A 25,890-nucleotide genomic window follows, 5' to 3' on the forward strand; every position below is an offset into this window, starting at 1 on the left:
GCGATAAGTCTGCCACCGGCACCATTATCGATAACGACGACGCGCCGACAGTCGACACGGTAACCTTTAGCCCGGCGGGCGACACGGTGGTGGAAGGCAACGAGCTGACCTACACCGTCAAGCTCAGCAACCCGTCGTCCAGCGCCACCACCTTTGACTTTGTGCTGCGCAATACCGGCAGTAGCGCGGAGGAAAGCGATATCCAGCGTGGCGACGTGACGTTCACTAACGGGGTCACCTATAACGCCAGTACCGGCCAAATCACCGTGCCGGCGGGCGTCACCGAGTTCGCGGTGTCTGTACCGACGGTAGACGATTACATCAAGGAATCGGATGAAACGGTTGTTCTGACGGTAGGGGGCAAATCTGCTACCGGCATCATTACTGATAACGATCTCAATCCAGTCGTTGAGTCAGGTACGATCCGTGTCTCTGAGGAAGGGCTGTCAGGGGGGCTTCCAGATACGAAAGGAGAGGGAGATACGACGGATTCCCGCATCAGTCAGGGGCAAATTAGCATTGAACATGCTCATGGCACTATTGTGACGCTGGTAGCACCGGATTCAGTGCTGACATCAGGTGGAGAAACGGTTAAGTGGGCGTTATCCCCGGATGGTAAAACATTGACCGGGTCTGTTTCGGAGGGCGTTGTCCTCACTGTATCGATCAATAATCAAGGAGAGTATGACGTTGCGTTGCTCCGTCCGGTAGATCATCCAGACGTAACTAAAGAGGATACGCTTGACTTCAATGTAGGCGTCAAAGTAACCGATCAATACGGTAATTCCAGTAGCACGACACTGAATATTACGGTCGAAGACGACTCGCCTCAAGCAAGTGAATATAAGGAAGCTATCACCCTCAACGATATCCCTGATATTTATACCGGGACGATTAATTTTGGTGGCACCAATGATGGGCGTATCGTGAAAGGTCGCGGTGGCGCTAAAGATACTTATCAGTCCTCAGATGGTGTTATTAACGTTACTGCAAAAGGTTTTGAGAGTAAGACCGATCTGCATTTAGTTGACGCTAATGTCAATAAAAGCGGCAGTGGCCTGGGGGTATCCAGCAGTCAATCGCCCTACCATAACATTGCCAATGAGATTGACTACCGTAAAACGTCGGATGGAAAAGGCGCATCGGAAGAACTCGTTATCAAATTGCAGGACGGTAAGGTGGCTTTTGGCGCCCAGATTGAGTTTTCCGCTATGTATGGCGGTGAGCTTGAAACTGGTGTTGCCGAGTTTTACCGAGACGGGAAGTTGATTTCTACCCAAATATTCTCTTCGAATGCGAGCAGTGGTGATTACGCTGCTGGATTTAATGTTAAAGACGGCGGTTTCGATACCATCATTCTGAAGGCCACGGATAATGGGAAACCCTTCTCGAATGGGGATAATAGTGATTTTACCGTCAAAGCCATTACGTTTACCGGATCGGATACTCAGGAAGCCATTGGTTATGCAACGGGGTCTATCGATGCACAGTATGGCGCGGATGGCCCTGCTGGTGAAAACGCGTTGACGCTAACCGGCCTGGCTAAAGATATTGCCGGTATTCGGGTTGAAGTGGCCAGTAACGGTAACAGTATTATTGGCTGGGATGGTAATAACATGGCATTCCAGGTGCAGTTGACCCCGTCGACAGGGAAATGGGAGCTGTTCCAGTATCAGGAACTACCGAATGACAAAAATATTTCATTCGAATACAAAATCACCGATGCCGATGGTGATGGCGCAACGGGGCTCGTAAGTGTTTCGTTGACAAGTGCACCAGATGCTGACGCTGTGGCAGTCAGCGGTACGGAAGATTCGATAATAGCGGTGCATTTAAGCGGCGCCGATGAAGATGGCACGGTGACCAGTTTCCATATCACCGAACAGCCAGCGCATGGTGCGTTTTACAGTGATGCTGCGGCGACGCAACTATTGACTTCGGATGCTGTGATCGGTGCCAGCAATAATGGGGCGACGATATATTTCAAACCGGACGCGAACTGGAGCGGTGATACCAGCTTTACCTATAAAGCGACAGATAACGCGGGATTGGAATCTAAGGCTGTGGGCGGAACGGTTACGGTAACGCCAGTTGCCGATGCGCCTGTGGTGACCTTGAGTATCACCAGTGGAGAAACAACCCCTGCGACGACTGAGATCATTGAGGTCAATGGCGGTAGTAAAAATGGCGGATTTGATATTCAGAACGGTCAGATTATCGCGATCGGCGATGGTGTGCGCGTATGGCTGACTGAAGGGGATCCAGAACCGACAGTGGTTGGAACCGGCGTTATCGCCTATTACAGCCAAGGTAATACCAGCGGAGAGGGAAGTTACGCCGATATCTTTGTTGTTCATTCCAACAGTGGTTATTTCTACCGGCAAAGCGATTGGTCTGACGATCAAAAACAACACAAAGATCTGGATTCCTTCAACGGAAATCGTACGAATAATAGCAGCAGCGCCAATTCTGATTACATCTTTGTCATGAAAGAAGATGGGTATACCTACAATGCCACGTACAGCACCAACAACAATCAGGATACGTCGGTAAATACACTGGATGGCCTGAAAGTAAACTATACCGATAGTCAGGGACATTCCGGCTCCTTCACAACGCAGGTTAGTAATAATATTGAAGGTGTGATCTACAGCGATGGTACGACCTATCTGCCGGGTAGTAATAGCGCATCGATTGAAACAGTACCGGGCCAGTCAGGCACGCAAGAGCATACTATTGATGTCTCTGCTTCTTTGGTCGATCTCGATGGTAGTGAAACGCTGTCCGGTATTACCTTAACGGGAATACCTGAAGGGACGGTACTGACCGATCATATTAATAATGTGACCTACACGGTAGGTAGCGACGGCACTTATCTGATAGCCAACACGCAGGGAGTGTCGACGCTTGCCGGGCAAATTACCCTGGTTGTTCCTGTCGATGCGGGCACATTCAATGTGGTGGCGCAAGCGACATCAACCGAATTGGCAAATGCCGATACGGCGACTGGATATTCGGCAGAAGGAGTCGAACAGTACGGATTGAGCATAGGAACGACCAGCAGTGACACTATTTCGGGGACGCCCAGCCATGATATTGCGATCGCTGATGTGTCCGGGTTGCAGATTGTTGAAGGGCAAAACTATAACATTGCCTTTATGGTCGACTCTTCGGGCAGCATGACGGTCAGTGATATTGCGAAAACCGTGGCATCGCTGACGGATGTGTTCAACAGCTTGATAAAAAGCGCCAACGGAGAAAATGCGGGGACGGTTAATGTCTTTTTAGCAGACTTTGATACGCAGGTTGGACAAACTGTCTCTGTGAATCTGCATGATTCAGATGCATTGAGTAAACTGACTAACGTATTGAATTCAATGGTCGGTGGTTCGAGCTATGGCGGCGGCACCAACTATGAAGACGTGTTCAAAACGACGGCGAACTGGTTCCTTAGCGATACGGTACAAAATAACCCAGGGAACAACCTGACGTATTTTATTACCGATGGCGAGCCGACGTATTACCAGACCAATGAGAGCAATGAAGTTATCGTCAGTGACCGGGGAGAGTTGCTCAATATTGACAATATTACCTATACGCCAGGTCAGTCCTATTATATGACTGTGCGTGGAAGCTTCAGGGAAGTCATTGATCGTGAAGGTAATGTATACCAGTATAGCCGGAATGGAGCCAAAGTAATCGGTCAGGTTCATGCGCAGGGAGATGGCACCTATGAAATCTCCTCGCTGGGCGGGGCTGGAAATAATGGTTATTGGGCGAAGGATTGGTGGGGAAATACGTATTGGATCGATAATTCTGCTAACCGCGATACCAGCAATGCCAATGCGGAGAACGCGTTCGCTCTGTTGAAAAAACAGTCTGCCGTTGAAGCGATTGGCATTGGCTCAGATCTGAATGCCGCCAGCCTGCAACATTATGATACTGACGGTGTGGTTCAGGATCATATCGACCCGGGCAATCTCAATGAGGCTATTCTTGGCAGTAACGAGCCAATGAAAGGCGGTGATGATGAGCTTCATGGTGGACTGGGCAATGATATCCTGTTCGGTGATGTCGTGAGGTTTGACAATATCGAAGGCAATGGCCTCTCCGCACTACAGAGCTATATTGCCGAGCGGTTGGGTGTTCAGGAAACGCCAATCGCGAAAGAGATGCATGATTATATCTCGGCCCATAGTGCCGAGTTCGATCTGTCGTCCAGCTATGATGGTAATGATATTCTCAATGGCGGAGCCGGAAATGACATTCTTTTCGGTCAGGGCGGCAATGATATCCTCAATGGCGGAACGGGTAATGATGTGTTGTATGGCGGTTCCGGCGACGATGTGCTGATTGGCGGAGCGGGTAGCGATATATTGGTCGGCGGCTCGGGTGCGGATACGTTTAAATGGCAAGCTGGTGACATCGGACACGATGTGATCAAGGACTTCAATGCCAGTGAAGGAGACAAGATCGATTTGAGCGATCTTGTTGGTGAACTGGAAGAAGGAACCGACATCGCCCGTTACATTCGTATTCTGGATAACAACGGTTCTCCAACGATCGAAGTCAGTACGGCCGGTGATTTTAGTGGAGATAAAGGCGGTACGGTTGCGGTGTCAATTACGCTTGAGCACTATAATGGCGCACTGCCATCGCTTGAAAGTTTGATCAGCAAACCAGAACAGGCCGGAAGCTGATAATACAGAATACGCCTCAGGGATGAGGCGAGTAACCTTGCTCTTTCCGGTTTACCGGCATTGCTTGCATTGAGCACAGTTTGTGTCAGAAGGACGGCGATAGTGAGGCGGTTACCCACGGTTTTGTGTCCTTCAGGCGTTTTATTCAAGCACATTTAAAAAGGTCTCTGAATATGTTTTATGTCCAGCGCGATAGTGATGGTCAACTGCTCAAGGTTGACGAGAGTCCTTTTCCTGAAATGAATGACGAATTGCCAGACGACTCTGCGGAAGCGTTGGCCTGGTTCAAAGGCCATGAAATTGAAATAGCCAGTTTGCAGCAACTGCGCCAAAGCGATCTGGAAATGGTGCGTGTACTTGAGGATCTGATTCAGGTTTTGATGCAAAAAGGACTCATCAACATTACCGATTTCCCGCCAGCGGCTCAGCTTAAGTTAATCAATCGTGCCCAGGCGCGTGAAGCGTTAAATGGCGGTTTGAACAAGCTGATGGGTGATGATGAAGACGGGATGTTCTGATGATCGTCGGAGAGGCAGCTCGAACATTCTCCTTGAGGCTGACGTGGTGAACGCTCCGGTAATCCCGCTTATCATGCGGTGAACTTACCGGAGAGCCCATCTTTTGCCACGGTATTGTGTTTATTTTACTACCCCGGTGGCTGGAGCGGGTTCGCCCAGCAAGCGTCCCATGGCACCCTGTAATCCCATTTCCTGAATGACATTCAATTCGCCGACGGTTTCTACGCGCTCAGCAATCAACGGCAGCGCAATGCTGTTGGTGGCGCGATACAGGGCTTCGATGAACATCTTTTTATCCTCTTCCCGGTCAATGTTGCGAATATAGCTGCCATCGACTTTCAGGTAGGCCAATCCCCATTGGGATAAATTCCCGATCATATTAAACCGGCCGCCGAAATGCTGAAGTCCTAATGCGCAGCCGTGTTCATTCAGTAGTTTGATTAATGCCTCAAACTGTGTGGTATCCGGTAACTGGTTTTCATCCAGCTCGAGAATCAAACGTTTCGCCAGCGTTGGCTGCTGTTTTAACGGTGCAATCAACTGCGCCATCAGCGACAGATTAAGAACCGTGTTACCGGATAGGCTAAGGGCCAGATTACCGGGATGGTGACGTAAATAATCCAACACCAGTTTCAGCATGATCTGATCCAGACGAGTGTTCCAGCCAAAGCGCTGCACCCAGGGAAGGAAACGCCCTGCGGCAATGCTGTTACCTTGCTCATCCTCAATTCTTGCCAGCACTTTATGGTGCAGTACCCGATCGGGTTCAAGGCAATCCACGACGGGTTGCAGGAAGAGTTGCAAACGCCCTTGTTCCAGGATGGGATCAAGCCGGTTGAACCACATATGCCGATCGCTTTCAACCTGGGATGACGTTAGCTGAGGCTCATCAAGAATAGTGGTATCAGAATCACTTTCGGCTTTAGTGAGCGCCTGATCGCCCTGAACCAGCAGCGATTGTGCCGAATCACCGGCGTGGAATGGCACCATAGCGAATCTGGCTACCGGCGATATGTCGGTTTCTCCGGTGAGGTACAAGGTTTCAATGCTGCGCGTCAGTTCACCAATCAGCGCATAGGCTTCCTTATCGACCAGTCCGGGGCACAGCATGGCGAATTCCCCTCCGCGGATACGAGCCAGAATACTTTCGGCTTCGGTATGCTGCTTTTGGACTTTTCGCATAATGTGGCCAATCGAGGCCAGCAGCGTATCGGTGCGCTGTCCGCCCAGACGTTGGTTCATTCCAGAGAGATCCTGCACGCGGATCATAATAAGAAAACCGGGCGCCGTTTCTTCATCTTCAAGCTTGTCATTGAGGTGCATATCGAAAGCACGACGGTTAGCCAGTCCGGTCTGCGGGTCCTGATAGGCTTCCCGACGTAAGCGCTCGCTTCGTTCCGCTTCTTCTTCAAACAGGGTTTTGAGCTGACTGACCATCAGATTCATTGCCTGTGCAACGCGGCGGAATTCCGGTGTGTTGGGTAAATTCGGCTGGCTGAGGAATTCCCGGCGGGTAATCGCCAGAGATTGCTCAACAATGTAATCCAGCGGACGTAGCTGACGGCGCAACAGTATCGCTCCGAGCAATACCCCAAGCGTACCGCAGCCAAGCAGCCACAGAAGCGTGGCGGAACTGCTGTTCCACAAGCGGGTAATGGCAAACATCGGATGACTGATAACCTCAACCTTGGCCGCTTGTTCCCACCCTCGCATGACGATGGCTTCACCCGCGCCAGGCTGGAGGTTCACCAGACGAACAAACCAGACAGGTACATTGGGGACGTCCGGCGGCGTCGTCCGTTCGTGCGTGATTTTATCGGTTTTCAAATCCCGTACGCGGATGCTGGAGAAATAGCCGCTGTCAAAAATGGAGCTGACCATCAATTCGACCATCGCCGGATCGTCAATATTCGGGGTCAGAGACAACCCGAGTGCGGTTGCCGCATCCTGGGCGTGGGAACGCAGCTGGTTATTGTATTGTTCCCGCGAGTTTTCCAGGCTGACAAAAAAACTCCCGCTGAAGATAATCAGCACGAACAGGCAGATGGCTATCAGTAATTGTTTATATAGAGACATAGCCTAATCCTACTCCTCAATTGAAAATCCTTCGGCACGCATTTTGGTTAATAGATCCTGCCAGCGTGAAAGCCGTTTACTGTCACCCACACGTTTATTGCCGCTTGTTCCCGGTAGCCATAGTCCTTCGCCGTTAAAGGAATAAACCGGTAATAAGTCATTGCGCTGAGTTGCAGGTTGAATCTTATCCGTCAGGTTATCCAATACCAGTGGAATCGATGTGGGTGTCGGATAATAGGTGAGCACCATATGGGCTTTGTTAAGGCGTAATGCCTTAACGTAAGTAATGCGCAGTTTTTCGCCGGATACGCCCAGGTGGCGTAGGGTAAAGTATTTGGCGATGGAATAGTCTTCACAATCCGCCGCGCCTTTACGCAGTGCTTCTATCGGGCTTGCCCAGTAATCTTCCTGATTCCAGATGACAATATCATCCCGAAACAGCAAGCGATCATTAAAAAAACGGTTCACGGTATCCAGCAGCTTTCTTTCTTCCACATTATGTTGGGAAACCAGTAATGTCTGCCATTCTTCAATCCGATGACGCGCCGCCGGCGTCGCCGGTCCATAAAGCTGTTCGGTACGCTTGAGGATGGTAACAAAGTCCCAGTCGGCGCGCAGGGAACCCGCCAGCAGAAACAACAGACAGCAGATAAAAAACAGCTTGTAATAAGGGCGCCTGGGCCAGTGATATTGCACCGATGTTTCTCTGTTAACTTACAGGGTTCATGCCAATCACGTGAAGCGCACCGGCCTGAATGCTGAAATCTATTGAGTATACATATCGTTGCAGAATATCTTACTTTTATAGCGGCAAAAAGAGATTACTATGGGCGCCAGATAACGCCATAACAAAACAGGCGCAAAAGGTAAGGTAGCAGGATGAATGCAAACGCAATGAATTTAGGGGATTTGATATCTGAAACCCGTAACCCCGCCACGATGGATTTAGATAAGCTGTCTACACTGGATATGATGCGGGCCTTTAATCAGGAAGATCAAAAGGTGCCGGGAGCCATTCGGCAAGTATTACCGGCGATTGCCGAGGCGGTCGATCTGGCTACGGATGCGCTGAAAGCCGGTGGACGGCTGATTTATCTTGGCGCGGGTACCAGCGGGCGGCTTGGCGTACTGGATGCCTCTGAGTGTCCTCCGACCTTTGGCGTGCCGCATGGATTGGTGGTCGGTCTGATTGCGGGAGGGCCGGGTGCGCTGCTCAAGGCGGTGGAAGGGGCGGAGGACGATCCGCAATTAGGCGAAACGGATCTGGTCGCCCTCAACCTGACGTCTGATGATATGGTGATTGGTCTGGCTGCTTCTGGCAGAACGCCCTACGTTATCGGCGCGCTGCGGTATGCCCGTGGCATAGGTTGCCGTACCGCGGCGATATCCTGTAATCCTCACTCACCGATTGCGCAGGAAGCGCAGGTCGCCATTTCACCGGTTGTCGGGCCGGAGGCGTTAACGGGATCGACCCGGCTGAAGTCGGGAACGGCGCAGAAGCTGGTACTGAATATGATTTCTACCGGCGTCATGGTGAAACTGGGTAAGGTGTATCAGAATCTGATGGTGGATGTTAAGGCAACCAACGTCAAATTGCTGGATCGTGCTTGCCGCATCGTGATAGAAGCCACGGGGACACAACCGGACGTGGCGCGGCAGGCGCTGTTGCAGGCGGAAAATGAAGTGAAGCCGGCGATTCTGATGATTCTGAGCGGACTGAACGCGGAACAGGCCCGGCAGAGACTGGCGCAGCATGGCGGTTATCTGCGAGAGGCGCTGATTGGCTGATCTTGTGGCCGCGCTGGAGATGGGGCGTTTATTTGTCAGGGGGGAAATCCTTCCCCATGTTTTGATCTGGGAGTGATGTTTTGAGCGATAAGCGAAGTCAAAGAGTGGTATTTTTTGATCTGGATGGCACGCTGCACCAAGAAGATATGTTTGGCAGCTTCCTGCGCTTTTTGCTCCGTCGATTGCCGTTCAACCTTGTTCTGGTGCTCCCGCTCTTACCCGTGATTGGCCTGGGGTTGCTGCTACAGGGACGCGCAGCACGCTGGCCGATGAGTTGGCTGCTGTGGGCGATTACCTTCGGACGTAGTGAAGCCCGGTTAAGCGGTCTGGAAAAGCAGTTTGTCGGTGACTTTCGGCGTCAGGTCACGCCTTTTCCACAGGTTCAACAACGCCTCAAGACATATTTGCAGGATGCGCAGGTTCAGGTCTGGTTGGTGACGGGGTCGCCGCAGCGTCTGGTCGAACAGGTTTATTATGATTCGCCTTTTTTGCCGGCAGTGCGCCTGATGGGAAGCCAGATGACACGCCGCTATGGCGGCTGGGTATTGACCTTACGCTGTCTGGGACGGGAGAAAGTCATTCAGATGGAGCAACAGCTGGGCGCGCCGCTCAGGCTTTACAGCGGCTACAGCGACAGCAAACAGGATAACCCGCTGCTTTATTTTTGTGAGCACCGCTGGCGTGTGACGCCAAACGGCAGCTTGCAACAGCTGGAATAATGTCTCTCCGGCTTGTTCTGGCTGATCTGATGGATATAATGCCCGCCGCAAAACGTTAATGAGAAGAAAAGAGGACATGGTGAGCCACGAACTGGACGATGAACATTGGATGCGCCATGCGTTGACGCTGGCCCAGCGTGCTCAGGATGAAGGCGAAGTACCGGTCGGCGCGGTATTGGTATTGGACAATCAGGTGATTGGCGAAGGCTGGAATCGCCCGATAGGTCATCACGATCCGACTGCCCATGCCGAGATTATGGCATTACGTCAGGGGGGGATGGTGTTACAGAACTATCGCCTGTTGAACACTACACTTTATGTGACGCTGGAACCCTGCATCATGTGCGCGGGTGCCATGATCCACAGTCGTATTGGCCGGCTGGTCTATGGTGCGGCGGATGAAAAAACGGGGGCGGCAGGGTCGTTGGTGGATATTTTGCGTCATCCGGGGATGAATCATCAGATCATCATCGATTCGGGCATACTGGCGGATGCGTGTTCAGCCACGCTTAGCGCCTTTTTCCGTATGCGGCGTGAACAGCACAAAGCCCGACGGGACGCGGAAAAGAAAACCGCGAATTAATCGCGGTTTTGGTATATACGGCTTATTCCTGCACCTTATTGGGCGGAACGACCGGATAACCCTGCGCGGATAGCTGCTGTTGCTTCTCTTTGTTCTCTTTTTCTGTCAGATACCCTTCCAGGCTCACCATATAGCGGCGAATGTTCTCCACATAGTTGTACGCTTCATGCCCCCGAGCGTAGCCGTAGGTGGTTTGCGTGTAATAGCGCTTTTGGCTTAGCATCGGCAGACGCATTTTTACGTCAACCCAACTGTCTGGGTTACCCTTTTGTTTTTCGGTCAGCTTTCTGGCATCCAGCAAATGCGCGTATCCCATGTTGTATGACGCCAGCGCAAACCAGATTTTTTCATCTTCTGGAATGGTGTCCGGCATTTTCTGCATCATATGGGACATATATTGCGCCCCGCCACGAATACTTTGTTCAGGGTTGAGGCGATCGGTCACGTCGAGACTTTCGGCCGTATTCCTTGTCAGCATCATAAGGCCGCGAACGCCGGTCGGTGATGTTGCCAGCGGATTCCAGTGAGATTCCTGATAGGAGATGGCCGCCAGCAATTTCCAGTCGATATCGGTCGCGTATTTTTCAAACAGCGGCCGAAGGTCGGGCAATGTTTCATCAATAGCGTTCAGAAATGTGGTGGTATCCACGTAATCGAATTCGCCAACATGCCCGAGATATTTTTCTTCCAGACGTGCGAGCGTACCGTCTTCAACCATCTGGCTGAAAAAATCCAGTAGTGCCGCTGAAAGGCTGTCGTCATGGGAGCGACGCATATACCAGGTCACCGGTTCTTCATCGCTCAGATCAAAAGCAACAGCCAGCTGCGGGTGGATACGCTGCATCAACCCAATGGTGACGGAATCCGCCAGAGTGTAGTCCAATTTGCCATCCGCTATCTGTTTCAGCAGGTCCTGCGAGGTCAGATCGGAGGCGGATTCCCAATTGAGTTGGGGATATTTCCCGGCTTTCAGATCGCGCAAGGTAGCGATATGGGCGGAACCCGACGTCACGGCCAGACGACCCTGGAGCTTGTCCATTTTCTGGGGACGCGGCGTGGCCAGGCGGTACACCAACTGCTGTGAAACGGAGTAATAACTCGGTCCGGCGCGGAAACGTCCCAACCGCTCATGGTTGTATATCAGTCCGGCAGCCAACAGGTCCGCGTCGTCGTCATCGAGATCGTCAAACAGGTCATCAAGATTTTTACGTGACGACACCACCAGCTTGACGCCAAGATAATCGGCGAAACGTTTTGCCAGCTCATAATCCAGACCTGCCGGATTTCCGTTGCTGATATAGTAAGTCAGCGGTGAGTTAACCGTACTGATGCGTAATTCTCCACGTGCGAGGATCTGTTTGATCTGCGAATCCTGACTACTGCGCCAGGGAATCGATGGCCATAAGGCCAGTGCCAGCAGTAACGTGATAACCCCGATGAAGAAATAGTTTAATTTTAAAGGCTTCAAATAGTGGTCTCTCGGCGGCTGAAGAGCCGGTCTGTCTGTAACGGCAGTTTTTTATTCGCCCCTCTCTGGGGCTCACCCTTAGCGGGCTGTTGCTTCGCAACGTTGAAAATCGTGCCCGGCGTTTTTCTATGGCGGGCTATCCCCATCCCGTTTGGGCCGTCGCAAGCGGCGATTTTTTATACATAAAAACCTGGAGTCGGGGCATTTTGCGCAACAAACCGCCAGTGTGCAACTTTTATTGATTTGGCTAATGATTAACCGTCGGCGCCATGAGATGTTCAATAATAGATACGCAAACGGTTTCGTCCCGGGGAAGGATTCTCTATAATGGCGCGCGTTTCCCCCCTGTAGCGCCCAACGACTGCACTACAGTCAGTGCATCGAAGACGAGAGAACTTTAGATTATGGAAATACTGCGTGGTTCACCTGCTTTGTCGGCTTTTCGTATTAATAAATTGCTGGTCCGTTGCAAAGAGCACTTTTTGCCGGTTAGCGATATCTATGCCGAATACGTACATTTCGCCGATGTCAGCGCGCCGTTGAACAACGATGAACAGGCCAAGCTCACGCGTTTGCTGAAGTATGGCCCCTCTCTCGCTGAACACGAGCCGCAAGGCCGTCTGCTGTTGGTGACGCCGCGTCCCGGCACCATTTCTCCCTGGTCTTCCAAAGCGACCGATATTGCTCATAACTGTGGATTGAACAAAGTGCTGCGTCTTGAACGTGGTCTGGCGTTCTATATTCATGCGCCAACCTTGAATGACGAACAGTGGCGGCAGTTGGGGGCTTTGCTGCATGACCGTATGATGGAAAGCGTGTTTGACGACATGCGGCAGGCAGAGCAGCTTTTTTCCCATCACCAGCCTGCGCCATTAAAACGAATTGAAATCTTGTTACGGGGACGTCAGGCGCTGGAAGAGGCGAATGTTCGTCTGGGGTTGGCATTGGCGGAAGACGAGATTGATTATCTGCTGGCGGCCTTCAATAAGCTGGGGCGTAACCCGACGGATATTGAACTGTATATGTTCGCACAGGCGAACTCCGAGCACTGTCGCCACAAAATTTTTAATGCTGACTGGGTGATTGATGGCGTTGAACAGCCGAAGTCGTTGTTCAAAATGATCAAAAATACCTTTGAGCATACCCCGGACCATGTGTTATCGGCTTATAAAGATAATGCCGCGGTGATGGAAGGTTCTGCCGTAGGCCGCTTCTATACCGATACGCACGGCAAATATGATTACCATCAGGAAGAGGCGCATATCCTGATGAAGGTCGAAACGCATAACCATCCGACGGCCATCTCTCCGTGGCCGGGCGCCGCCACCGGCTCCGGCGGCGAGATTCGTGATGAAGGCGCCACCGGTCGCGGCTCCAAGCCCAAGGCCGGGCTGGTGGGATTCTCCGTCTCCAACCTGCGGATACCCGGTTTTATCCAGCCGTGGGAAGAGGAAGGATTCGGTAAACCGGACCGCATCGTCAGCGCGCTGGATATCATGATCGAAGGCCCGCTGGGCGGAGCGGCATTTAATAATGAGTTTGGGCGTCCTGCGCTGACCGGATATTTCCGTACTTATGAAGAAAGGGTGGACAGCCATAACGGTACTGAGCTGCGTGGCTACCATAAGCCGATCATGCTGGCGGGGGGGATCGGTAATATCCGTGCCGATCACGTCAAAAAAGGTGAAATCAGCGTAGGCGCCAAACTGATCGTGTTGGGCGGACCGTCCATGAATATCGGTCTGGGCGGCGGCGCGGCGTCATCAATGGCGTCCGGTCAATCGGATGCCGATCTGGATTTTGCCTCTGTTCAGCGTGATAACCCGGAAATGGAACGCCGCTGTCAGGAAGTGATCGATCGCTGCTGGCAACTGGGCGAAGATAACCCGATATTGTTTATTCACGATGTGGGCGCGGGCGGTTTATCCAACGCTATGCCGGAACTGGTCAGTGATGGTGGCCGCGGCGGGCGTTTTGAACTGCGTGACATTCTGAATGACGAACCGGGTATGAGCCCGCTGGAAGTCTGGTGTAATGAATCACAAGAGCGTTATGTGCTGGCCGTTGCGCCAGAGCAACTGGCTCGTTTCGATGAAATCTGTCGCCGCGAGCGCGCGCCATATGCGGTGATCGGTGAAGCGACAGAGGAATTGCATCTGACGCTGAATGACCGTCATTTCAACAATCAGCCGATTGATCTGCCGCTGGATGTGTTGCTGGGCAAGACGCCGAAAATGTTGCGCGATGTTGAGCGTAAGCAGGTAGAAGGCATGCCATTGAAGCGTGACGATATCTATCTGGCCGAAGCGGTGGAACGCGTGCTGCATTTGCCGGTTGTGGCGGAAAAAACCTTCCTGATCACCATCGGCGACCGCACCGTGACCGGTATGGTCGCGCGTGACCAAATGGTCGGGCCGTGGCAGGTGCCGGTGGCGGACTGCGCGGTGACGACCGCAAGTCTGGACAGCTATTACGGCGAAGCAATGTCGATTGGCGAGCGAGCGCCCGTTGCGCTGCGCAACTTCGCCGCTTCTGCTCGTCTGGCGGTGGGCGAAGCCTTGACCAACATCGCTGCGACTCATATTGGTCCGTTGAACCGCGTGAAATTGTCCGCGAACTGGATGGCGGCGGCAGGGCACCCGGGTGAAGATGCCGGTCTTTATGATGCGGTAAAAGCCATTGGCGAAGAGCTGTGCCCAACGCTGGGACTGACCATTCCGGTCGGCAAGGATTCCATGTCGATGAAAACTCGCTGGCAGGAAGGCGAAGAAGAACGCACCATGACATCTCCGATGTCTCTGGTGATCTCCGCGTTTGCCCGCGTGGAAGATGTTCGTAATACGGTGACTCCGCAACTGCGTACCGGACAGGATAATGCGCTGCTGCTGATTGATTTGGGCGCAGGCCGCAAGGCGCTGGGGGCTACGGCACTGGCGCAGGTTTACCGCCAACTGGGGCGCGAGACCGCGGATGTCCGTAACGCCACTCAACTGGCCGGGTTCTTTAATGCTATTCAACAGTTGGTAGCGGATAAAGCCCTGCTGGCGTACCACGACCGTTCTGACGGTGGCTTGCTGGTGACGCTGGCCGAGATGGCGTTCGCCGGACATTGTGGTGTGAATGTCGATGTCGCCGCGCAGGGTGAAGATGTACTGGCCACGTTGTTTAATGAAGAACTGGGCGCCGTGATCCAGATTCCTGCGTCACGTCGTGCTGAGGTGGAAAGCGTATTGGCCCTGCATGGTCTGGCGGAGTGTGTTCACTATCTGGGGCAGGCGGAAGAAGGCTCTCGCTTCATGATTAAACGCGGCGAAGAGGTGGTGTACCATGAGAATCGCACCACGATGCGCAACTGGTGGGCTGAAACGACCTGGCAGATGCAGCGCCTGCGTGACAACCCACAGTGTGCCGATCAGGAACATATCGCCAAGCAGGATGATAGCGATCCGGGTCTGAATGTGGTGCTGACCTTTGCGCCACAGGAAGATATTGCGGCGCCGTATATTGCGAAGCAGGCTCGTCCCAAAGTCGCCGTATTGCGTGAACAGGGCGTCAACTCTCATGTGGAAATGGCGGCGGCTTTTCATCGTGCGGGCTTTGATGCCATTGATGTTCATATGAGCGATTTGCTGGCAGGGCGTCGTGATCTACAGGCCTTTCAGGCGCTGGTTGCCTGCGGTGGCTTCTCGTATGGCGACGTGCTGGGCGCGGGTGAAGGCTGGGCGAAATCCATTTTGTTCAACTCACGCGTGCGTGATGAGTTTGCCGCGTTCTTCCAACGTCCACAAACGTTGGCGCTGGGCGTGTGTAATGGCTGCCAGATGATGTCAAACCTGCGTGAACTGATCCCGGGCGCCGATCTGTGGCCGCGGTTTGTTCGCAACAAATCTGACCGTTTTGAAGCCCGCTTCAGTCTGGTTAAAGTCGAGAAGAGCCCGTCGCTGTTCATGAACGATATGGCTGGTTCCCGGATGCCGATTGCGGTTTCCCATGGTGAAGGCCGTGTTGAGGTTCGCGATGATGCTCACCTGAGTGCGCTGGAGCAACACAATCTGGTTGTGCTGCGTTATGTGAATAACTACGGACAGCAAACCGAAAATTATCCGGCTAACCCGAACGGTTCACCCAACGGCATTACCGCGATAACCAGCGCCAGCGGCCGCGCAACGGTGATGATGCCGCATCCTGAACGTGTATTCCGTACTGTCAGCAATTCCTGGCATCCGGAAGAGTGGGGCGAGGATAGTCCGTGGATGCGTATGTTCCGTAATGCGCGCAGACAGCTGGGTTGATAATATGTTGATCATAAAAGGGGCTTCGGCCCCTTTTTGCTATGCGTCATTAATGGAAGTGATGGTGGTTAAATCGCTATAAAAATCACCCGCCGGGGAGGTTGTCGGGTTTTTGCGACAAACGCAATTCTGGCTGTCGCCAATGGGAGACACTTAACGCTATGATTTATATGACTCGGGATTAATTGCAGGAAAGCTGTCTGTTTTTGGCGACATAAATCGTTATTCTACGGAGAATATTATTGCCTGCGTCAATTTGTAACAAAAGCATGAAGAATAAATGATTAAAAATCAACGTATTATATGAAATATTGAAAATTGGCATGATATCTGCATAATATAACATGTTGCTCATTCAACTGGTTATGATTGCGCTGCTGATTGGCAGATATCTTCGCTCATAACACCCGGAATGACGCCAAAAGAAAGGGTGCCTATCGTCCACCAGACCGATAACAGTACGCGCGAGCGGACTTTATCAAACATCGGGCGACACGTTGAGTGAGGCACCGCCTATTCAGTTACGCGGCCAGCGGAAGCGATTCTTCTGGCCGCGTAATGCTAATGTCAGATCGCTTCGCTCTCCTTCCCCGTTAATGAACACACTGATTATTCCCGGTGATACTTTACTGCGTCTTTTATCCAGAACTGGAACGCGTTACGCATCTCATAGAGGGGAATTTTATGATAGTGGATTATTTTTCCCGCCACCTGTTGGGCCGTTGCTGCGCAACGTTTAAAAACGTTCCTGACGTTTTTATCAGATTCGGTTAGCATCAAGAGCAGGTTGATAGGTAACGAGATGATTTCTTTGAAACGATGGCGTTTGTTTCCGCGTTCTCTGCGGCAGCTGGTAATCATGGCTTTCTTGCTGGTGCTGTTACCGTTATTGGTATTGGCTTATCAGGCTTATCAAAGCCTGGATACGCTGAGCGAACAGGCGGCGGACATTAATCGAACCACATTAACGGACGCGCGGCGCAGCGAGGCGATGACCAGCGTGGCGTTGGCGATGGAACGTAGCTACCGTCAGTACTGTGTTCTGGACGATCAAACGCTGGCAACGCTGTACCAAAATCAACGTAAACAATACGCTCAAATGCTCGATGCCCATGCGCCAGTCCTGCCGGATCAACGCTATTATCAAACGCTGCGTCAGTATTTAACCCAGCTTGAGGATCTGCGCTGTAATAATAGCGGTCCCGATCGGGATGCCTCCGGGCTGTTAGAGCATTTCTCCCAGGCGAACGGACAGATGGTGCAGATGACCCGCGACGTCGTGTTTTCCCGCGGACAACAACTGCAACAGGCGATTGCTGAGCGTGGGCAGTTCTTTGGCTGGCAGGCGCTGCTGCTTTTTCTGGTGAGCGTGCTGCTGGTTGTACTGTTTACCCGGATGATTATCGGCCCGGTCAATGGCGTCGAGCGTATGATCAATCGGCTGGGCGAAGGGCGTTCGCTGGGAAATACCAGTACTTTTAAAGGACCCCGCGAAATCCGCTCGCTGGCACAGCGCATCATCTGGTTGAGTGAACGTCTTTCCTGGTTGGAATCCCAGCGACATGAATTTTTACGGCATATCTCCCATGAGCTAAAAACGCCGCTGGCGAGTTTGCGTGAGGGGACCGAGTTGTTGGCCGATGAGGTTGTGGGACCGCTGACCGCGGATCAAAAAGAAGTGGTTGCCATTCTGGACAGCAGCAGCCGACATCTGCTCCAATTGATCGATCAACTGCTGGACTATAACCGCAAGCTTGCCGATGCGCCGACTGAGCTGGAACGGGTAGAGATTGAGGAAGTCGTCGATATTGTCGTGTCGTCCCATAGCTTGCCGGCGCGGGCAAAAATGCTGCATACCGATATCGAACTGGATATTGAGTATTGCTGGGCTGAAACAACGCTTTTGATGCGCGTGATTGATAATCTCTATTCCAATGCGGTGCACTATGGCAGGGAATCCGGTAACATTTGGATCTATAGTCGTCAGATTGGCAATCGGGTACAGATTGATGTTGCGAATAGCGGTACGCCCATTCCTGATGCCGAACGCAGCATGATTTTTGAACCTTTTTATCAGGGAAGCCATCAGCGTAAAGGCGCGGTCAAAGGCAGCGGTCTGGGCTTGAGCATCGCCCGGGATTGTATTCGCCGCATGCGGGGGGAATTAAGCCTGATATCGGTTGACTATGCTGACGTGTGTTTTCGTATTGAACTGCCCTTAACCTCTGAGAATGAATAAATAATGAATGTATGGTTTACCCGTCCTTGTTCGCAGCGCATTCCGTCTGATGTGTCTTTGAGCCGAGCGCTAAAGGCCGTGGTGATGTTATCTCCCTTATTACTGGCGGCATGCAATAGCTATGTGAACAGCAGCATATCGTCACCCGGTACGGAGAGCCCAACGCCGAAAGGGCAGGTGACCGATTATCGCATCGCACAGTGTGAGCACCTGTGGCAAGTGGACGATCGTGAAGCGATGAATAATGCGCTCTACTGGCTGCGTGCGATGGATTGTGCCGGGCGTTTGACCCAATTTCAGGCGCGTGAAGAAGCGCGAAATCTGGAAAATGGGAGCTGGGAGAATGCCTTCAAGCGGGGAATTTTACTGGACAATGCAGGGATTACCCAGACAGAGCGGCATCAGGTGCTGCAACAACTCAATTTATATCGACTGGCTTTTCCTGCCGCATTGAGGCCGTTGGTGCAAACCTGGCGCGATCGACAAATTCTGTTTTTGGCATTATCCGATGAGCGGTTGCGTTACAAACGGTTGCAGGAATCCAGCGACAAGCAATTGGATGCTTTGCGTATCCAGCAAAATCACCTGCAATATCAACTTGAAACCACGACCCAGAAATTGGAAAGCCTGACAGATATTGAGCGTCAGCTTTCGTCTCGTAAACAACTGTCGGGTGAGTTGCCTGAAAATGATGTCGATCATCGTGGTAACACGGGCGTGAGTCGTGAAAGTGCTCGCGGGGGGGCCGTGCAAAAATCGACGGCGGAGCCGGTAAAAGCAGACGACACCTACGTACCGCCCGTGGAATCAGAGGCCGGCAAAACCAAGACGAAGAAGGAGCCGAATAACCAATGACAGCGCGCAAACCGGCGAATTTGCTTCTGGTGGATGATGACCCCAGCTTATTGAAGCTGTTGGGAATGCGTTTGACCAGTGAAGGTTTTAGCGTGACGACGGCGGAAAGCGGTCAGGAAGCTCTGAAACTGTTAGCCCGGGAACAGTTTGATCTGGTTATCAGCGATCTTCGCATGGATGAGATGGACGGCATGGCGCTTTTTTCGGAAATTCAGCGCTATCAACCCGGCATGCCGGTCATTATTCTTACTGCGCACGGTTCGATTCCTGATGCCGTAGCCGCTACGCAACAAGGTGTGTTCAGCTTTCTGACCAAACCCGTCGATCGTGATGCGTTGTATAAGGCGATTGATGAAGCTATGGCGCTATCTGCGCCGGTAGGTGATGAAAGCTGGCGTGAAACCATTGTGACGCGTAGCCCGTTAATGTTGCGTCTGCTGGAGCAGGCCAAGATGGTGGCTCAGTCAGATGTCAGCGTGTTGATTAACGGCCAGAGCGGAACGGGGAAAGAGATTCTGGCGCAGGCTATTCATGCCGCCAGCCCGCGGGCGAAAAAAGCCTTTATCGCCATTAACTGCGGCGCGTTACCCGAACCTTTACTTGAGTCTGAACTTTTCGGCCATGCGAAAGGGGCTTTTACGGGGGCCGTCAGCAGTCGTGAAGGGCTTTTTCAGGCGGCTGAAGGCGGGACGCTGTTTCTGGATGAGATCGGGGATATGCCGCTGTCGTTGCAGGTCAAACTGCTACGTGTACTACAGGAGCGCAAAGTTCGTCCGCTGGGCAGTAACCGCGATCTGGATATTGATGTACGGATTATTTCTGCGACTCACCGCGATCTGCCAAAGGCGATGGAAAAGGGGGAGTTTCGCGAGGATCTGTATTATCGGTTGAACGTGGTTAATATGAAATTGCCTGCCCTGCATGAGCGGGCAGAGGATATCCCGCTGCTGGCCAATCATTTGCTGCGTGAGTCGGCGATCCGGCATAAACCGTTTGTGCGTACTTTTTCAACGGACGCCATGAAACGGTTGATGACGGCGAGTTGGCCGGGTAACGTGCGGCAACTGGTTAACGTGATTGAGCAGTGTGTGGCTTTGACCAGCGCGCCGGTTATCAGTGAAGCGCTGGTGGAACAGGCGCTGGAAGGTGAAAACACGGCATTGCCGACGTTTGTCGAGGCTCGTCATCAGTTCGAGTTGAACTATTTGCGCAAGCTGTTGCAGATAGCCAAAGGCAATGTCACACAGGCCGCGCGGATGGCGGGGCGTAACCGGACGGAATTTTATAAACTGTTGGGTCGTCATGAATTGGACGCCAACGATTTTAAAGAATAATGCTAATGGATTGTAAGCCTGGATTCTGACAATCTTATTGTTCGCTGATGCCCGGCTTTGGCCGCAACATAGGTAATACTAAGGTTCTTCGATGAAAAAAATTGATGCGATTATTAAGCCGTTCAAACTGGACGATGTGCGTGAGGCGTTAGCTGAAGTGGGCATCACAGGGATGACGGTAACGGAAGTGAAAGGTTTTGGTCGTCAGAAAGGCCACACGGAACTGTACCGTGGCGCTGAGTACATGGTTGATTTTTTGCCCAAGGTGAAAATTGAGATTGTTGTTGCCGATGATATCGTGGATACCTGCGTGGAAACTATCATGCAGACGGCACAGACGGGCAAAATTGGCGATGGTAAAATCTTTGTCTTCGATGTGGCGCGAGTGGTGCGTATCCGTACCGGTGAAGAAGACGAAGAAGCGATTTAATCGAGGGATGAGACGTGCGTTGATAACGCCCCCTCAATACCATCGCTGTTCGCCTGAAAGTACGAGTCACGTTTTTTGAAGCCAGTCCTTACCGGACTGGCTTCGTCATTTTCTTATTTTATTTTTGGTCCGGCTGGTATCCAGCCATCCAGTACTTTTTCCGCCGTATACTCGGCGGCTTCTGCATCCGTAAGCTGACGTCGTTGATCGTTGTTCTCTGCGCCTGCACCGGTGGATTTATATTCAAAAAAGCGCGAATCCTGTGGGTGGAACCAGATTTTTTCACCTTGCTTATCTTTGCCTGACATCTTGTCCCAGCCGTAGATAGGGTCTTCCATGCTGGTATTTAAAAATACGGTCTGACCGATAGCGTCGGGATCGGCATAGCGCCCATCGTCGAAGGTGGTCGTCGGGTGCCATGGTCGACCTAAACCATAACTTCTCGCGGGAACGTCTTTGCTTTCCCTGATAACCCGGCTGTTGGTAAAGACCAAACCGTATTTTTGCTTAATGTTGGTACTGGGGGCGGTGAGATAGCCCATCGGCTCGTCTTTGATATCCGTGCGGTTGCGAGCGATGATATCGCAATCGTCGAATAATGCGGTACCGTTACCGAAAATGAAATCAACCGTTCCGCTGATTCTGCATTTTGAGAAAAAGCTACGGCCGCCTTTGACATACACGGTGTCCTGATAGCCCGTCAGGCTTACGTCGTGAAAATAGGCGCGGTCGCTATTTTCCGCAACCAACAGGGCAACAGCCTGTGAATCCTTTAACTTGGTTGGATCGTCGTTTGCTTTGGCCTGGTTGGCGGGGTAGTCAAAATCATTACTGATGGTTAATGAACGGGCGCTAAAGTCAGGCGCGTCGATCTTCACCGTATTACTGCCGTAGGTGCCCCATTTATTGCCATCGGGTTTCAGCATCCCGGCGGCGATGGAAGCCGTAATGATGGTGCCATCGCGACTTTCACCTTCAAGATGAATATTCGGACGGGTGATGGTGAATCTTTCATGATAAACGCCGTTCTTCACATAAATCACGAATGGAGCATTGCCTGACGGCGCGCTGGCAATCGCTTCGGCAATGGTCTTGAACGATTGGGCTTCGGAGGCGCTGTCGGAAGCGGAAACCAGCGCATGATATGAGGCTTCCGCCTGCGCCAACTGACAAGGCGCGGCGACTAACATGGTTAATGCCGGCGTACCCGAAAAGTGTTTTAACATATCCAGATTCCCGTATTGACAAGTCCGCTTGAATAACGCGCTTTTTCAATAAGAAAAAGCGCGCTGATCTGCTGATTTATTTTATGGTTATTTCTTATGTCTGCTGACCATGTTGTCGGCCAGTATTTTTAATTCCGGTGTCTGCCGTATGGCATCGGCGACAATTTCCGAGACGGCGATGGCCCCTTTTTTCTGGAAATGGGTGGTATCCGGTTTGGTCAGACTGCCGACCTGATTACGGTAGAAAGGATACTTTGCAGGATCGACGGCCAGCCAGTATTGCTTCCAGTGGTTGCTGCTGCCCTGATTGGCCAGAGCGATCGTAGCGGGTTCGATATCCAGCAGAATGGTTTTGTTGGCACTGGCCGTATCTTTAATGGTTTGGCTGTAGTCACCGACAAAGGCGTATCCCTGTTCGCTGTTTTGCTGCGTAAAGTGGCGGTGTACGGCGGGGGTGCCGTCTTTCCCCGCTGCCGTTTGTACCCGGGTGGTCGGAGTCAGCAACACCGGCGTCATTTGATGTTGGCGGGCAAAATTGATGTAACGTTCCAGCGATGTCTGGAATGACATATCAGGTTTACCCTGTGGAGCCTGACGTTTGCCCTCGGCATTATTGGGATAAGTACACAGGTTGGCGACGTCGGCAGCGCCGCGAACGGGTTTGGCGCTGTTACAGTTCTGATCGTTATGGCCCATCTGAATAAACAGGAAGTCCCCCGCTTGCATCAGCGGTTGCATCTGGCGGAACCAGCCTTCGTAAAAATAATCACGTGAGCTGCGGCCAGAGCGACTACCATTGACGACCTTTACACCGCTGTCTTTTTTGAACTGCTGTTCAAAAACTTGTCCCCATCCCATCCGCGGGGAACGCGCTTTTTCGTAGGTTGCGGCAGTGGAGTCGCCAACCAGAAAAATACGGATTTTCGCTTTTTTGATCTCATCCAGATTCTGGCGGGCAAAGTGGTAATCCAGCGGCTCATAGTCCCCATGATCGTTCAGGCCCACGATAGGACGGAAATTGCTGTCGGTCAGCACCGTGTGCCCGGAATAACCAGTGTTGTTGTAATAATTACGATTATGATTGATAACCTTGATAATGCTGCTTACCGCTTCCTGCTGTGCGGCGGGATAGGTCAGCGGATCGAAATGTGAAGGAGTGGTAATACCCGCCTGCTTCAGTGCGGTGTTAAAACCTGCGTGAAAGACGGCATACGCCTTTTTCCACGCCGCCGCGTTCAGCGTTGGTGAGTCGGCATCGTCGGCCAATTGCTGCGGACCGATATAACCCGCGGCGACGGCGACATCAGAAATGATGCGATCGGTTAACGGATTGATATTGGCGATATTATCCTGGCCCGAGTGCAATGATGGCGCCAGCGCCGTCAGGCAGATGGCGCGTGGAATATTATCGAGCAGGCAATTATTACCACCGGATTCGATAGCCGTCAGACGTAAAGGCGTGGTTAGCTCGGCAATGTCGATATGGTACTTACCTTGCTCGTCCGTTTGGGTTTGCCTGCGTTGCCCCTGCTGATCCCGGATAATGATGGTCGCGGGGAGATGGATTTCCCGGTGCGTCACCTGACCGGTGAGGGTTGTTTTTTCGCCCAGTTTGGCACTGGGCATGGCCTCAATATGGCTTGGTGATTTGGTAACGTGTACCGAGTTGGATGCTGCGTGTGCCATCATCCAGGGGGTAGAAAACAGCATGGCGCAGGCCATACCCTCAGAAAAACGTTTTAGCATGGTTAGACATGTCCCTTGTTACATGAATCAAAGAGTGTATTGAACGGGTTTCGCCTATTGTCGGACAGATACCGCGAGATTTTATAGATGCCGTTGCGTGAAAAATGCTGTTTTTTTATTTTTTACCTGATCTGTAATGACGCGTTCTGAAAAAGACAGAGTGATGAAATTATTATTCATTAAAGGTGAACTGTTATTTCAATAAATTCCGTGTTTTGTGACCCACCTCTTTTTTATCGCTATGCCCGGATTTGAACTGACCAACATGTGAACGCTATCCTTCGTTGTTAAAAATACTCTGGGTATTTTTTATGTCGTGATGATGAGCCAAAATGAAAAAAATGCAGACTGAAAATGAAGAAATCTCTGCTTCCCGTAGGGAGCGATAAATCTTCCCAGGCCTTGTGCCGCCTGATGCTAATCGTTTGCGTAAAAACCTCTGTCAAGACCTATCTTCATTAGGGAGAAACGGTTTACACTATAGGCCAGTACCCAAATGGGTGATTGTTTCCCGTATATTTTAAGTTAGCTGAGTCAGGAGATGCGGATGTTAAAGCGTGAAATGAACATTGCCGATTATGATGCCGAACTGTGGCAAGCAATGGAGCAGGAAGTGGTGCGTCAGGAAGAGCATATTGAACTGATTGCGTCAGAAAACTATACCAGCCCACGTGTCATGCAGGCTCAGGGGTCTCAGCTAACCAACAAATATGCTGAAGGTTATCCAGGCAAACGCTACTACGGCGGCTGTGAGTATGTTGACGTGGTTGAACAACTGGCTATCGATCGCGCTAAAGCGCTGTTCGGTGCAGATTATGCCAACGTACAGCCTCACTCAGGTTCTCAGGCTAACTTTGCCGTTTACACTGCGCTGTTACAGCCGGGTGATACCATTCTGGGGATGAATCTGGCGCACGGTGGTCACCTGACGCACGGTTCTCCGGTCAACCTGTCTGGCAAACTCTACAACGTTATTCCTTACGGCATTGATGAAAGTGGCAAAATCGATTACGAAGAAATGGCTGAGCTGGCTCGTACCCACAAACCAAAAATGATTATTGGCGGCTTCTCTGCATACTCCGGCGTGGTTGACTGGGCGAAAATGCGTGAAATCGCCGACAGCATCGGTGCTTACCTGTTTGTTGATATGGCGCACGTTGCTGGTCTGGTTGCGGCGGATGTGTACCCGAACCCGGTTCCTCATGCGCACATCGTGACCACCACCACTCACAAAACGCTGGCGGGTCCACGCGGTGGTCTGATTCTGGCGAAAGGCGGCGACGAAGATCTGTACAAGAAACTGAACTCTGCGGTATTCCCCGGTGGTCAGGGTGGCCCGTTGATGCACGTTATCGCGGGTAAAGCCGTTGCGCTGAAAGAAGCGATGGAGCCTGAGTTCAAGGTTTATCAGCAGCAGGTTGCGAAAAACGCCAAAGCGATGGTCGAAGTATTTCTGGCCCGGGGTTACGACGTGGTTTCCGGCGGTACCAGCAACCATCTGTTCCTGTTGGATCTGGTGAGTAAGAATATCACCGGTAAAGATGCTGATGCGGCGTTGGGCCGTGCGAACATCACCGTTAATAAAAACAGCGTTCCGAACGATCCTAAGAGCCCGTTCGTTACCTCTGGCGTGCGTATTGGTACGCCGGCAGCGACGCGCCGTGGTTTTAAAGAAGCGGAAGTTAGTGAACTGGCCGGCTGGATCTGTGATGTGCTGGATAACATCAATGATGAAGCCACCATTGAACGCACCAAGCAAAAAGTGCTGGATATCTGCGCCCGTTTCCCGGTTTATGCATAATCCCGATATTTTCCCCGATGGTCATCGTCGGGGAGATATTTCAAAACGTCAGCCTTTGCGCTGGCGTTTTTTTATCCCTGCATAAACACCACCTCCTATGGAGGTGGTCAGCAAC

At 51.9% G+C, this 25,890-nt stretch carries 16 protein-coding genes; 11 read left to right on the forward strand and 5 right to left on the reverse strand.

Features of this window, described 5'->3' with window-relative positions:
* Together B4923_RS21235 and B4923_RS19850 are read left to right on the forward strand one after the other, a co-directional pair.
* Window positions 1-4,700 (forward strand): type I secretion C-terminal target domain-containing protein (locus tag B4923_RS21235; RefSeq protein WP_146187273.1); only part of this gene is annotated, 4,700 nt, incomplete at its 5' end.
* A 173-nt stretch (window positions 4,701-4,873) separates the two neighbouring features.
* Entirely contained in the window at window positions 4,874-5,218 is a 345-nt protein-coding gene (locus B4923_RS19850; protein ID WP_109491435.1) for a tryptophan synthase subunit beta, read from the forward strand.
* Window positions 5,219-5,338: 120 nt separating this feature from the next.
* Here the strand turns inward: B4923_RS19850 and lapD are convergent, their stop codons facing one another.
* Window positions 5,339-7,294 (reverse strand): cyclic di-GMP receptor LapD, encoded by a 1,956-nt coding sequence (lapD, locus tag B4923_RS19855; protein ID WP_109491436.1) that lies wholly within the window; start codon window positions 7,292-7,294, stop codon window positions 5,339-5,341.
* A gap of 9 nt (window positions 7,295-7,303) precedes the next feature.
* On the reverse strand, window positions 7,304-7,990 hold the full coding sequence (lapG, locus tag B4923_RS19860; RefSeq protein WP_109491437.1) for a cysteine protease LapG: 687 nt from the start codon (window positions 7,988-7,990) through the stop codon (window positions 7,304-7,306).
* Between the two features lie 198 nt (window positions 7,991-8,188).
* Here lapG and murQ point away from each other — a divergent pair, with 198 nt between their 5' ends.
* The 3 genes from murQ to tadA all read left to right on the forward strand — a co-directional run bounded on the left by murQ (window position 8,189) and on the right by tadA (window position 10,384).
* Window positions 8,189-9,082, forward strand: coding sequence for an N-acetylmuramic acid 6-phosphate etherase (gene murQ, locus B4923_RS19865; protein ID WP_109491448.1), 894 nt, complete (start codon window positions 8,189-8,191; stop codon window positions 9,080-9,082).
* A gap of 80 nt (window positions 9,083-9,162) precedes the next feature.
* Window positions 9,163-9,801 (forward strand): phosphatidylglycerophosphatase C, encoded by a 639-nt coding sequence (yfhb, locus tag B4923_RS19870; protein WP_109491438.1) that lies wholly within the window; start codon window positions 9,163-9,165, stop codon window positions 9,799-9,801.
* Between the two features lie 58 nt (window positions 9,802-9,859).
* Entirely contained in the window at window positions 9,860-10,384 is a 525-nt protein-coding gene (tadA, locus tag B4923_RS19875) for a tRNA adenosine(34) deaminase TadA (protein ID WP_425428662.1), read from the forward strand.
* 22 nt (window positions 10,385-10,406) lie between these two features.
* Here the strand turns inward: tadA and mltF are convergent, their stop codons facing one another.
* Entirely contained in the window at window positions 10,407-11,852 is a 1,446-nt protein-coding gene (gene mltF / locus B4923_RS19880; RefSeq protein ID WP_109491440.1) for a membrane-bound lytic murein transglycosylase MltF, read from the reverse strand.
* A 404-nt stretch (window positions 11,853-12,256) separates the two neighbouring features.
* On the opposite strand from mltF, the gene purL reads away from it, so the two are divergent.
* The 5 genes from purL to glnB all read left to right on the forward strand — a co-directional run bounded on the left by purL (window position 12,257) and on the right by glnB (window position 21,002).
* The gene (gene purL, locus B4923_RS19885; protein ID WP_109491441.1) at window positions 12,257-16,144 is read left to right on the forward strand and encodes a phosphoribosylformylglycinamidine synthase; all 3,888 of its coding nucleotides are present in this window, start codon (window positions 12,257-12,259) and stop codon (window positions 16,142-16,144) included.
* Window positions 16,145-16,946: 802 nt separating this feature from the next.
* The gene (locus B4923_RS19890; protein ID WP_109491442.1) at window positions 16,947-18,383 is read left to right on the forward strand and encodes a sensor histidine kinase; all 1,437 of its coding nucleotides are present in this window, start codon (window positions 16,947-16,949) and stop codon (window positions 18,381-18,383) included.
* 3 nt (window positions 18,384-18,386) lie between these two features.
* Complete coding sequence (gene qseG / locus B4923_RS19895; protein WP_109491443.1) at window positions 18,387-19,238, forward strand: two-component system QseEF-associated lipoprotein QseG; 852 nt, start codon at window positions 18,387-18,389, stop codon at window positions 19,236-19,238.
* Complete coding sequence (glrR, locus tag B4923_RS19900) at window positions 19,235-20,572, forward strand: two-component system response regulator GlrR (RefSeq protein WP_109491444.1); 1,338 nt, start codon at window positions 19,235-19,237, stop codon at window positions 20,570-20,572. The genes qseG and glrR overlap by 4 nt, the downstream gene beginning before the upstream one ends.
* Before the next feature lie 91 nt (window positions 20,573-20,663).
* Window positions 20,664-21,002 (forward strand): nitrogen regulatory protein P-II, encoded by a 339-nt coding sequence (gene glnB, locus B4923_RS19905; RefSeq protein ID WP_052901288.1) that lies wholly within the window; start codon window positions 20,664-20,666, stop codon window positions 21,000-21,002.
* Window positions 21,003-21,115: 113 nt separating this feature from the next.
* On the opposite strand, the gene pemA is transcribed toward glnB, so the two are convergent.
* Both pemA and paeY read right to left on the reverse strand, forming a co-directional pair.
* Entirely contained in the window at window positions 21,116-22,228 is a 1,113-nt protein-coding gene (pemA, locus tag B4923_RS19910; RefSeq protein ID WP_109491445.1) for a pectinesterase PemA, read from the reverse strand.
* An 87-nt stretch (window positions 22,229-22,315) separates the two neighbouring features.
* Window positions 22,316-23,974 (reverse strand): pectin acetylesterase PaeY, encoded by a 1,659-nt coding sequence (paeY, locus tag B4923_RS19915; RefSeq protein ID WP_109491446.1) that lies wholly within the window; start codon window positions 23,972-23,974, stop codon window positions 22,316-22,318.
* A 547-nt stretch (window positions 23,975-24,521) separates the two neighbouring features.
* Here paeY and glyA point away from each other — a divergent pair.
* Window positions 24,522-25,775 (forward strand): serine hydroxymethyltransferase, encoded by a 1,254-nt coding sequence (glyA, locus tag B4923_RS19920; RefSeq protein WP_109491447.1) that lies wholly within the window; start codon window positions 24,522-24,524, stop codon window positions 25,773-25,775.
* The last annotated feature ends 115 nt before the right edge of the window (window positions 25,776-25,890 follow it).

The organism is Brenneria roseae subsp. americana (genome assembly GCF_003115815.1).
In the GTDB taxonomy this organism is placed as follows: domain Bacteria; phylum Pseudomonadota; class Gammaproteobacteria; order Enterobacterales; family Enterobacteriaceae; genus Brenneria; species Brenneria roseae.